Source organism: Aeromonas media, from assembly GCF_000819985.1.
GTDB lineage: Bacteria > Pseudomonadota > Gammaproteobacteria > Enterobacterales > Aeromonadaceae > Aeromonas > Aeromonas media.
On record NZ_CDBZ01000147.1, the window covers coordinates 1 to 10,268 of the forward strand.

Sequence of the window (10,268 nt, forward strand, 5' to 3'; positions counted from 1 at the left end):
AGCGGAGGGGGCAGCTGCGGGCTCTGCCCCTCGGCGCGCGCCAGCTGGGCCACCTCCCGGCTGCCGAGCACGGTATCGCGCTCCCCCGCCAGCAGCAGGCGGCGCTCGCCGAGCAGGCCGAGGTGAGTGGCGAAGGACGGGATCTCGTCGAAACGGTTGACGATCACCACCAGGCGCTGCCCCTCGCTCACCAGGTGCGCCAGCAGCGACATCAGGGAGGCCCTGGCCCCCTGATCCAGCCCATCAAAGGGCTCATCCAGCACCAGCAGCTCGGGTCGCTCCAGCAGGGCGCGGGCCAGCAGCAACTTGCGCCCCTCCCCGCTCGAAAGATAGCGATAGGGGCGCTCCCACAGGGACTCGATGCCGAAGCGCGCCAACAGCGATCGGGCTTGCACCTCCTCTCCCCCCGCCTCCAGCATCAGGGTCGACACCCGATAGCCCGCTTCCTCCTCTTCCCCCAGCATGTCGGTGTTGCGCCGCTGCCAGTCCAGCTCCCCCAACTGCTGCTGCGACTCAAAGGAGAGGCGCACGGCCCTCACCCGACCAGTCACCTCCCCTGCACGGACGGCCAGTTCGCCGCACAGGGCAGAGGCCAGCGCCGTCTTGCCGCTGCCGTTGCTACCGACAAAGGCCCAGCAGTCCTGCGGGGTGAGACAAAGTTCTGGAATAACCAGAGTGTGGTGGCCACGAAGGGCCAGGGTGGCGGATTGCCACTGCAATGAGGTCATGGGGTCGTCCTGTGATTCGTGCGGAGCACCTTGCTCCCTCTCCCTTGTACCAGAAAACGGCGCTATCAAAAAAACGGCGCCCTTGCGGCGCCGTGTCATTGAAAAGCGGGGGACGGGCTTAGCCAGCCTTGTGTTGTTCGGCCAGATAGAGCCAGGTGTCGACCACGGTATCCGGGTTGAGGGACACAGAGTCGATCCCCTGCTCGACCAGCCAGGCGGCGAAGTCCGGGTGATCGGACGGCCCCTGGCCGCAGATACCCACATACTTGCCCGCCTTGCGTGCGGCGGTGATGGCCAGGGCCAGCAGCGCCTTGACCGCCTCGTTGCGCTCGTCGAACAGGTGGGCGATGAGGCCCGAATCCCGATCCAGCCCCAGGGTCAACTGGGTCATGTCGTTGGAACCGATGGAGAAGCCGTCGAAGTGCTCGAGGAACTTGTCCGCCAGCAGGGCATTGGAGGGCAGTTCGCACATCATGATGACTTTCAGGCCCCGCTCGCCGCGGCGCAGGCCGTTCTCGGCCAGGATCTCCACCACTTGCTCCGCCTCGCCCACGGTACGAACGAAGGGGATCATCACCTCGACGTTGGTCAGGCCCATGACGTCGCGCACCCGTTTCATCGCCTCGCATTCGAGGGCGAAGCAGGGACGGAAGCTGTCGGCGATGTAGCGGGAAGCGCCACGGAAGCCGATCATGGGGTTCTCTTCGTGGGGCTCGTAGCCGCGGCCCCCCACCAGGTTGGCGTATTCGTTGGACTTGAAGTCCGACATCCGCACGATGACCCGCTCCGGCCAGAAGGCGGCGGCCAGGGTGGCAATGCCTTCACTCAGCTTGGCCACATAGTATTCACGGGGGCTGTCGTAACCCGCGATCATCTTGGTGATGGTGGCCTTGAGCTCGGGGCTCTGCTGGTCGAATTCCAGCAGGGCCTTGGGGTGCACCCCTATCATGCGGTTGATGATGAACTCGAGCCGCGCCAGCCCCACACCGGCATTGGGCAACTGGGCAAAATCAAATGCCCTGTCCGGATTGCCGACGTTCATCATGATCTTGATGGGCAAGGGCGGCATATTGCCCACTTCGGTCACCGCTACGTCGAAGTCGAGCTCGCCGTCGTAGATGAAGCCGGTGTCCCCTTCCGCGCAAGAAACCGTGATGAGCTGACCTGCCTCGATGCGGTCGGTGGCATCGCCACAGCCGACCACGGCCGGGATACCCAGCTCACGGGCGATGATGGCGGCGTGACAGGTACGCCCACCCCGGTTGGTGACGATGGCGGAGGCCCGTTTCATGATGGGCTCCCAGTCCGGGTCGGTCATGTCGGTGACCAGCACATCGCCGGGCTGTACCTCGTCCATCTGGCTGATGGAGCTGATGACCCGCGCCGGGCCCGACCCGATCTTGTGGCCGATGGCGCGTCCCTCGATCAACACCTTGCCGGATTGCTTCAGGGCAAAGCGTTCGAGCGTGTTCGCCTCCTGGCGGCTGCGTACGGTCTCCGGGCGCGCCTGGACGATGTAGAGCTGACCGTCCTGACCATCCTTGGCCCACTCGATATCCATCGGGCGGCCGTAGTGCTGTTCGATGATGAGGGCTTGCTTGGCCAGCGCCATCACCTCCTCGTCCGTGATGCAGAAGCGGTTGCGCTCGGCATCCAGGGTGTCGACTATCTTCACCTGACGGCCGTGACCGGCGTCCTCGGAGTAGGTCATCTTGATGAGCTTGGAGCCCAGCGTCTTGCGCACCACGGCGGGTCGACCCGATTTCAGGGTCGGCTTGTGCACATAGAACTCGTCCGGGTTGACGGCCCCCTGCACCACCATCTCACCCAGACCCTGGGCGCCTGTGATGAAGACCACGTCGTTGAAGCCGGATTCGGTATCCAGGGTGAACATGACGCCGGAGGCGGCCAAGTCCGAGCGCACCATGCGCTGCACCCCGGCCGAGAGCGCAACGCCCTTGTGGTCATAGCCCTGATGCACCCGGTAGGAGATGGCGCGATCGTTGAAGAGCGACGCAAACACATGCTTGATGGCGGTCATGACAGAGTCTATGCCGCGCACGTTGAGGAAGGTCTCCTGCTGACCGGCGAAGGAGGCGTCCGGCATGTCTTCGGCGGTGGCGGAGGAGCGCACAGCAAAGGAAGCCTCGAGGCCAGCGCTCAGCTTGTCATAGGCAGCCCGCACCGCCTGCTCCAGCGCAGGCTGGAAGGGGGCGTCCACCACCCAGTCACGGATCTGCTGACCGGCCCGGTTGAGGGCGGCGATGTCGTCCACATCCAGGCTGTCGAGCAGGTCGTGGATCTTGCCGTTGAGGCCGCTTAACTCCAGAAACTCGTTAAACGCAAAGGCGGTGGTCGCAAAGCCGCCCGGCACGGACACGCCGGCACCGGAGAGGTTGCTGATCATCTCGCCAAGGGATGCATTCTTGCCGCCGACGCGCTCTACGTCCTGCATACCGAGCTGTTCGTACCAGAGTACGTACTGTTGCATTTGCATGTCTCCAGGTTGGTGGGCCAGGGTGTCAACGCACCAGCTGTGCCAAGTCGTGTGTTTTTGTTAGTGTCTGTTGCCAACGACCATGAAAACGTTTTCTACTTATTGTCAAAAAAATCCCCGAGCAAGAGTTGGGGATGGCCGTTTGACACAGGCATTCTACAATACCGACACAAAAAGGTAACGACTCAGGTTTGCAAGCGAGTTCACAACTTGGGAATGGCAGACCTGTTGACAAAAGAGATATGGTTTCGAGAGATACTGATTGCTCGCAACCCCCCAGGAGCACACCACAGGAGTCCGCTGTGCACACCGTATTCTATGTATCCGACGGCACCGCCATCACCGCCGAGGTGTTCGGTCATGCCGTATTGAGCCAGTTTCCGCTGGTCTTCGAACAGGTCACAATCCCCTTCGTGGAGACCCAGGAAAAGGCGCGCCAGGTGCGGGCCCGCATCGATGAACAATTTCGCCAGACCGGGGTGCGCCCCATACTGTTTCACACCATAGTCGACCCCCAGGTGCGCGAAGAGGTGCTCAAGGCCCAGGCCAGCAGCCACGATTTTCTCAACACCTTCGTGAGCCCCCTCGAGCAGGAGCTCGGGATCAAGGCCGAGCCCAGGCTCCACCGCACCCACGGCATGGAGAACCGCAAGCTCTATGACGATCGCATCGAGGCAGTCAACTTCGCCCTTAGCAACGACGACGGCATCACCACCAAGGAGTATGACGAAGCCGACATCATCCTCATCGGGGTCTCCCGCTGCGGCAAGACGCCGACCAGCCTCTATCTGGCACTGCAGTTTGGCATTCGTGCCGCCAACTACCCCTTCATCGAGCAGGACATGGGCTCGCTGGAGCTGCCCGCCCCGCTCAAGGCCAACCGCCACAAGCTGTTCGGCCTCACCATAGCGCCCCAACGGCTGCACGAGATCCGCAACCAGCGCCGCGCCAATAGTCGCTACTCCTCTCTCGAGCAGTGCGAGCAGGAGCTGGCGAGCGTGGAGCGGCTGTTCCGCCAGGAGGCGATCCGCTTCCTCGACACCAGCTCCCACTCGGTGGAGGAGATCAGTGCCAAGATCCTGGAGGCAACCGGCCTTCGCCGCCAACTCTGCTAGATAACATAAAAAAGGCAGGATAAACGCGCGTATCGACAGCCCAGTGGCAAGATAACGAAACAGAAAGACAGGGAGAAATGACGCCAGCGGGTCCGTCGGCGTCATGAGGCTCAGGGGCGAGGGCGGGAAGCTGGCTTGTTGAGCTCCCGATTGTTCATCAACATGCCATGAAAGCGCAGCAAACCATGGCGTTTGCGTGCCCGTTCACTCAACCAGCAGGCGGGAAGCAGGCCCAGCACGGCGGCGAGCGTCAGCACAATGGCGATGTTGTTCACCAGATAATCCGCCCCCTGCCATCCCCAGACCATGAGACAGGCCGCCGCCATGGTCAGCAACATGGGGGATAACCAGACTCCCAACCAGAGCGCCGCGAGCAGCAAGCCACCGACAATACCTTCGATCATATGAGTCCTTCCTTGAAAAACGGCTACTAACACATCAAATCACCACCAGGTCAATAGCGCCAAGACCAACTGAACACAAAACCAGCAATCACTTCCAAAACCCCTTTCCAGATCATGAAAAACCTGAACATTGCCCACAAAGCAAACCAATGATGAGGAAAACAAGTGCACAAACGGTCGATTATCACTATTCTGCTCGGGTTGGTAGCCGCTACAAAAAACAGTGCGCGGCAAACCGTAACGATATTAATACGGATTTCGTCACGTTTTCGGCACAAGATGCCGCGCCGGGGCACAGGAGGTGCAGTGGCGAGCGGGGCGACAGACGAGTGACTTCAGCGACGTAAGGAAGGAAGAATGGATCTTCAACAAGACGGCGAAGAGCTGAAACGCGGCCTTAAAAACCGCCATATCCAGCTCATCGCACTGGGTGGTGCCATCGGTACCGGCCTGTTTCTCGGCATCGCCGACACCATCAGGATGGCGGGCCCCGCCGTGCTGCTCGGCTATGCCATCGGCGGCTTCATCGCCTTCCTCATCATGCGCCAGCTCGGCGAGATGGTGGTGGAAGAGCCGGTTGCCGGTTCATTTAGCCACTTCGCCTACAAGTATTGGGGTGACTTCGCTGGTTTCGCCTCCGGCTGGAACTACTGGGTACTCTATGTGCTGGTGAGCATGGCGGAGCTGACTGCGGTCGGCATCTATGTGCAGTACTGGTGGCCCGAGATCCCGACCTGGATGTCGGCGGCCTTCTTCTTCGTGCTGATCAACGCCATCAACCTCTCCAACGTCAAGGCGTTCGGCGAGATGGAGTTCTGGTTCGCCATCATCAAGGTCGTGGCCATCCTCGGCATGATCGGCTTCGGCGGCTACCTGCTGTTCTCCGGCACCGGCGGACCCGAGGCCACGGTCAGCAACCTGTGGGCTCAGGGAGGCTTCTTCCCCAACGGCGTGGGCGGCCTGGTAATGGCCATGGCCTTCATCATGTTCTCCTTCGGCGGTCTGGAGCTGGTCGGCATCACGGCGGCGGAAGCGGATAATCCCGAGAAGAGCATTCCCAAGGCCACCAACCAGGTGATCTATCGCATCCTCATCTTCTACATTGGCGCCCTGACCGTGCTGCTCTCCCTCTACCCCTGGGGCAAGGTGGTCGAAGGCGGCAGTCCGTTCGTGATGATTTTCCACGCTCTGGACAGCAACCTGGTGGCCAACGTGCTGAACCTGGTGGTACTGACCGCCGCGCTCTCCGTCTACAACAGCTGCGTCTACTGCAACAGCCGCATGCTGTTCGGCCTGGCCAAGCAGGGCAACGGTCCCAAGGCGCTGCTCAAGACCAACAAAAGCGGTGTGCCGTTGACTGCCATCACCATCTCCGCAGCCGCCACCCTGCTGTGCGTGCTGATCAACTACCTGATCCCGGGCAAGGCTTTCGGCCTATTGATGTCGCTGGTGGTCTCCGCCCTGGTTATCAACTGGGCCATGATCAGCCTCGCACACCTCAAGTTCCGCAAGGTCAAGGCTGCCGAGGGAGTGACCACCAAGTTCAAGGCATTGTGGAGCCCGTTTGGCAACTACCTCTGCCTCGCCTTCATGGCCGCCATCCTGGTGATCATGTACATGAACGACGGCACCCGCATCTCGGTCGAGCTGATCCCGGCCTGGATAGTGGTGCTGGGCCTGGGCTACCTGTTCAAGCAGAAGCGCCAGGAACGGATAGCCACCAATCTGGGCTAAGTCTCTCCGCTTCTCTTACGAAAATGCCGGTCACTGACCGGCATTTTTTTATGTGCTCCATCCCCCGGCAACAGCGAAGCGGTCCATCACTCCCCTGCCTCTGGCATGCACAGATGAGGGACACCACCGGGCATTGCCATTTAACTTCCATGAGCAGGGACTCCATAACGACAAACCCGAGACAGGTGCCTCGGGTTTGGGGAGATCAGGATTAGTTTTGCAGTCCATCATTCCAGCAGGAAGACAGCTTCCACGTTGTCCGTGATGCTGATCTGCTGCTGTTGGTAGCTATTCTCCGCCATGTCGGCGGCGGGTGCCGCGGCAGCCTTCATGGCACGGCTATAGACCGGCATGGGAGAGCTGTTGCGGTACTCCACGCTGTACACCTTGCCAAGTTTCATGCCAAAGGCCTTGGCCAGAGATTCTGCCTTGCTGGTAGCGTCTGCCACCGCACCAAGACGGGCCTGATCCTTAATGACCTGTGGTGACTTGAGGCCGTACTCAATCTGGGAGACAGATTCCAAGCCTGCTTTGAGGGCGGTGTCCATCAACTGACTCAGCTTGTCGAGCTGGTAGAGTTTGACGGCCAACTGGCGCTGGGCTCGGTAACCCACCATCTCGGGCTGCTTGTTCTGCGGGTACTGGTATTCGGGGGAGATCACCAGATTGCCGGCCTCCACATCGCTGCGCTTGATGCCGAGGCTCTCCAGTTGACCAAAGAAGGCGGCAACCTTGGTATCCACCTGCTGCTTGGCCTTGATGCCCTGTTTCTCCAGGGCGGTCACGGCGACGTTGAGCGTCAGCATGTCGGGCTCTGCCTTCTGCTCCGCGTAGCCGCTGACCACCAGATGGGGAGCCTGGGGCACCTCGATGGCAAGCAGCGGGGCACTGACAACGAGCGCAAACAGGGTAAGAAGGGGACGCCACATAGAAAAAACCTCCATCGATTAGATGGAGGTCATTATGCACGTCGTCGATTGGGATTCATATATCGTGCAATGGAGGGATCTGCTCCAGCACCTGATTGGTCATGTCGATGTTGATGCTGATCTCCCCTCCAAGGGGATTGCCATGGCTCGCGATCACGGACGACGGAACTTCGCCCCCGAGCAGGGACTCATCCTCGAAATGGAATGAATCCCACGACAGAACGTGACCCTGGGACGGCATGCTCGGCTCGGAAGCCGTCACCACCGCCAGACTACTCCAGTCAAGCTCTTCACCATGGCTGAGCAGCCCCTGCAAGGAGCTGTCGCTCAGGCTCTGCAGCGAGTACTCCTGCTGCCCCCACTCATGGCCAACCAGCACCACCATGTGAGGCAAGGGAGCATCCTCTGCCGGCGTAAAGCTGATGCTGGAGGCGGCAAAGTCCACATTGAGCAGCCCCGCCACATCGCCATCCTCACTCTCCAGCTCCAGACCATTGAGCTTGTCACCCGTCATCGCGGCCTGATAGCCAAAGCGGCCGGAGCAGACGATGTTGTCCTGCCCGTCCCAGCTATAGCGAATGCCATCGATGTCGACCCAGTTGAATGACTGCATGGTGACCCTCTCCTGATACTGCCGCTATCTTAGCCGTCCACTTCATCAAATAACAGGGGCCGGGCAAACCCGGCCCCCATGGTTTGATTAAGGATCGACCTTGAGATTGCCCTGGTTCAACAGGTCCTGAATGATTTGCAGGTCGGTCCGTGTCGAAGTGGCCGTCAGATCCACATTGTCAAAGAAGATACTGTGAGTCGTGGTACCACTCCCCGAACCATCCAGATCGATCGTCAAGGTCGATTTATTCACCCCCGGACCTGATGCAAAGTTCAGGTACTGATCCAAGGACGCTGTATTGGCGTGCTCGCCACTGAGCAGTTCGCTCAGATCCAGTACATCCCCATTGGCCCCTGTGGTGAAGTCCATGATGGTGTCAGTACCACCGGCATCTCCCGCCTGCCACTTGAAGGTATCCTTGCCGGCATTGCCTGTCAGGGTATCACTGCCCATACCACCTATCAGCAGGTCGTCGCCACCGCCCCCTGCCAAGGTGTCATTGCCGGCCAAGCCGCTGAGGATGTTGGCACTGCCATCACCAGTCAGAGTGTCACCAAACATCGAGCCGACCAGGTTCTCCATGTTGCTAAGGCTGTCGGTGCCGGCACCACCAGTATTCTGGTTGTTGCCATTGACCGCCACAGTGACACCAACGCCACCTGTGATGTCTATATAACTGGCAGTGTCGTTGCCAGCACCACCGTTCAAAGTATCGTTGCCTGCGCCGCCGACGAGGATGTCGTTGCCATCTCCACCGCTCAACCCATCGTTGCCGCCACCACCGAGCAGGATGTCATTGCCGGCATTGCCGTTAAGCGTCTCATCGCCAGATCCACCAATCAGGATCTCGTCAAGATAGCTCCCGGTGAGCGTCCCGTTCTGCACATCCACAAACACCTTGGCAGTATCCGAGGTCGTGCTGTTGGTGTAGTTGAACGATCCTTGGTAAGTGCTGGGTGTGATATTGCCCGAGGTATCATCGAAGGTCACCGAGCCCGCATTGTCGGTTACCGTACCACTGACCGCGCCCGAGACCCCTATGATCGTCTGGGTAGCCGCCAGCGGCCCCGTATCGTTCACCAGCAGGGCCCAATCCGGGATGGTAGACGGATCCTGATTGGTGATGATGAAGTCATCACGCACCACGGTAGGACCTACCGCCGGATTGACGACGATGGACAAGGTGCTGGACGCAGTATCCCCATCGTTATCGATCACGCTGTAGCCAAAGCTCTGATTGATACCACCAACCGGTATGGATGATGGCGGAGTATAGGTATATACACCGTTGTCCATGTCCACCTTGAGGATGCCCCCGGCAACCGTGATTGACCATTCGTTGGTCGTCGTATTAAAGGTACCGGCTGAAGTCCCACCCGAGACGCCCGAAGTATTGGTCTTCTGGTTGTAGGTGTAAGTAACGCCCGCAACTGTGATGGCATTGATCCAGCCACCGTCAGCCCCGGTACTCGCTGTGATCCCATCGATCAGTTGTCCGGACAGGGGGGGCGCCACAACGGTGCTAAGCAACGTTGCCGCTAGCTGGCTGAAGTCCGTCACCACCACTGCTGTGGTGTTCGCCGGGCTTGCTCCACTGACCCCATTGTAGGCGATCGGATTGAGCGCCGATTGAGTTGCTCCAGAGCCCATCCCGAGTGCAAAGGAGTTGATGTTGTTCGCCGTCAGGAAATCGGCCCAGTCCTTGGTTTCTCCGCTCAATGTCGCCCCGTCACCATCTATCCCATTTACTCCTCCCAGAGAATTGTTGCCGTCGGGAACCGAGGCGGCAGTGCCGCTTAACGCATTGGCATTTGGCAACCCGTCCGACATGAAGTAGGAGACATTCTGCGCACCAACGAGTCTACCACTGTCACCAAAGGCCTTGATTGCTTCGTTCAGTGCATCATCGTAGTTGGTTGAATTAGTCGGTGAGAGGCCAAGAATGATCGTCTTGGCCGCATCGACAGTGACCCAGACACCTGTCGCGTTGGCTGCTGAAGTAGCAAACGTGATGATGTTGACCATCACATTGCCGTAGGCATCATACTTGTCGAGCAGTTCCAGTGCCGATTTCTGCATGACCTGCATTCTGGTCATGCCTTGATACCCCGACGGATCACCCATACTGCCGGAGATATCGAGGATCAGCATCAGGTTAGTATTCTGGACCTGCGTGGCCTGGCCTGCGTTGGTGGCTGGCATCGCTATCGGCGAGTCATCGTCGATGATGATACCCAGGCTACCTGTG

8 protein-coding genes are annotated in these 10,268 nt (G+C 59.8%); 2 read left to right on the forward strand and 6 right to left on the reverse strand.

Features of this window, described 5'->3' with window-relative positions; genetic code table 11:
- The coding region (locus BN1127_RS12855) for an ATP-binding cassette domain-containing protein (RefSeq protein ID WP_042649730.1) at window positions 1-728 on the reverse strand (728 nt) is incomplete at its 3' end.
- 118 nt (window positions 729-846) lie between these two features.
- A complete protein-coding gene (ppsA, locus tag BN1127_RS12860) occupies window positions 847-3,219 on the reverse strand; it encodes a phosphoenolpyruvate synthase (RefSeq protein ID WP_042649731.1) in 2,373 nt (790 codons plus the stop codon).
- Window positions 3,220-3,527: 308 nt separating this feature from the next.
- Between ppsA and ppsR the strand changes: the two genes are divergently transcribed.
- Window positions 3,528-4,340: a posphoenolpyruvate synthetase regulatory kinase/phosphorylase PpsR gene (gene ppsR / locus BN1127_RS12865; RefSeq protein ID WP_042649732.1), complete on the forward strand. Its 813-nt coding sequence runs from the start codon at window positions 3,528-3,530 to the stop codon at window positions 4,338-4,340.
- A 110-nt stretch (window positions 4,341-4,450) separates the two neighbouring features.
- Here the strand turns inward: ppsR and BN1127_RS12870 are convergent, their stop codons facing one another.
- On the reverse strand, window positions 4,451-4,744 hold the full coding sequence (locus tag BN1127_RS12870) for a hypothetical protein (RefSeq protein ID WP_082030093.1): 294 nt from the start codon (window positions 4,742-4,744) through the stop codon (window positions 4,451-4,453).
- Window positions 4,745-5,101: 357 nt separating this feature from the next.
- Here BN1127_RS12870 and BN1127_RS12875 point away from each other — a divergent pair, with 357 nt between their 5' ends.
- A complete protein-coding gene (locus BN1127_RS12875) occupies window positions 5,102-6,478 on the forward strand; it encodes an amino acid permease (protein WP_042649733.1) in 1,377 nt (458 codons plus the stop codon).
- Window positions 6,479-6,705: 227 nt separating this feature from the next.
- On the opposite strand, the gene BN1127_RS12880 is transcribed toward BN1127_RS12875, so the two are convergent.
- From BN1127_RS12880 to BN1127_RS22440, 3 genes are all read right to left on the reverse strand, one after another.
- Complete coding sequence (locus tag BN1127_RS12880) at window positions 6,706-7,407, reverse strand: SIMPL domain-containing protein (RefSeq protein ID WP_042649734.1); 702 nt, start codon at window positions 7,405-7,407, stop codon at window positions 6,706-6,708.
- 55 nt (window positions 7,408-7,462) lie between these two features.
- On the reverse strand, window positions 7,463-8,020 hold the full coding sequence (locus BN1127_RS12885; protein ID WP_042649735.1) for a hypothetical protein: 558 nt from the start codon (window positions 8,018-8,020) through the stop codon (window positions 7,463-7,465).
- A gap of 87 nt (window positions 8,021-8,107) precedes the next feature.
- On the reverse strand, window positions 8,108-10,268 hold a 2,161-nt coding region (locus tag BN1127_RS22440; RefSeq protein WP_197069650.1), incomplete at its 5' end, for a type I secretion C-terminal target domain-containing protein.

Bases quoted from the DNA above. Each gene is read 5' to 3' on its own strand.
- BN1127_RS12870 (WP_082030093.1), bottom strand. From the start codon at position 4,744: ATGATCGAAGGTATTGTCGGTGGCTTGCTGCTCGCGGCGCTCTGGTTG.
- BN1127_RS12885 (WP_042649735.1), bottom strand. From the start codon at position 8,020: ATGCAGTCATTCAACTGGGTCGACATCGATGGCATTCGCTATAGCTGG.
- BN1127_RS12880 (WP_042649734.1), bottom strand. From the start codon at position 7,407: ATGTGGCGTCCCCTTCTTACCCTGTTTGCGCTCGTTGTCAGTGCCCCG.
- ppsA (WP_042649731.1), bottom strand. From the start codon at position 3,219: ATGCAACAGTACGTACTCTGGTACGAACAGCTCGGTATGCAGGACGTA.
- BN1127_RS12875 (WP_042649733.1), top strand. From the start codon at position 5,102: ATGGATCTTCAACAAGACGGCGAAGAGCTGAAACGCGGCCTTAAAAAC.